General features: G+C 48.9%; 2 protein-coding genes. Both read left to right on the plus strand.

Annotated elements, in window-relative coordinates; all coding sequences use genetic code 11:
- Nucleotides 1-535: nitrogen regulation protein NR(II) (glnL, locus tag R7E38_RS22855; protein WP_318082136.1), on the plus strand; the 535-nt coding region annotated here is incomplete at its 5' end.
- A gap of 58 nt (nucleotides 536-593) precedes the next feature.
- A partial coding sequence (locus R7E38_RS22860; RefSeq protein ID WP_318082137.1) for a response regulator occupies nucleotides 594-787 on the plus strand: 194 nt, incomplete at its 3' end.

A 787-nucleotide genomic window follows, 5' to 3' on the forward strand; every position in this document is an offset into this window, starting at 1 on the left:
TATCGAACAAGCCGATCGATTAAGAGCGTTAGTCGACCGCCTACTTGGCCCACAGAAACCGGGCAAAAAGACACAAGAAAATCTACACCAAATTCTGGAGAAAGTACGCCAACTGGTCGAGTTAGAATCTCAAAACTCGATCATCATCGAACGCGACTACGACCCGAGCTTGCCTGAGATTTTGATGGATGCGGATCAAATAGAACAAGCGATGCTGAACATCGTCAGCAACGCGGCACAAATTCTTGCTCATCAAGAGCACGGCAACATCACCATTCGCACCAGAACGGTGCATCAAGCCAACATTCATGGCAAACGCTGCAAATTAGCGGCGCGCGTCGAGATCACCGATAACGGGCCGGGCATTCCACCTGAATTACAGGACACCTTGTTTTATCCCATGGTCAGCGGGCGAGAAGGCGGCACCGGACTTGGGTTGTCCATCTCACAAAATTTGATCGACCAGCACAACGGAAAAATCGACGTTGAAAGCTGGCCTGGCCACACCACTTTTACAATTTATTTGCCGATTTGACCTCACGAATGGATTTCGTTGAGCGCCAATTTACGGTTTTTGCTGCAAGGATTAGTACATGAGTAAAGGATATGTTTGGGTCGTCGATGACGACAGTTCAATTCGCTGGGTTATGGAGAAAACACTCTCCTCAGCCAACATAAAATGCGAAACCTATGCCGATGGGGAAAGCGTTTTGATGGCGCTTGAGCGCGAAGTGCCAGACGTACTGGTGTCTGATATTCGCATGCCCGGTATCGACGGATTAGAACT

The sequence above is a fragment of the Vibrio sp. Vb2131 genome, assembly GCF_033338535.1.
In the GTDB taxonomy this organism is placed as follows: Bacteria; Pseudomonadota; Gammaproteobacteria; order Enterobacterales; family Vibrionaceae; genus Vibrio; species Vibrio alginolyticus.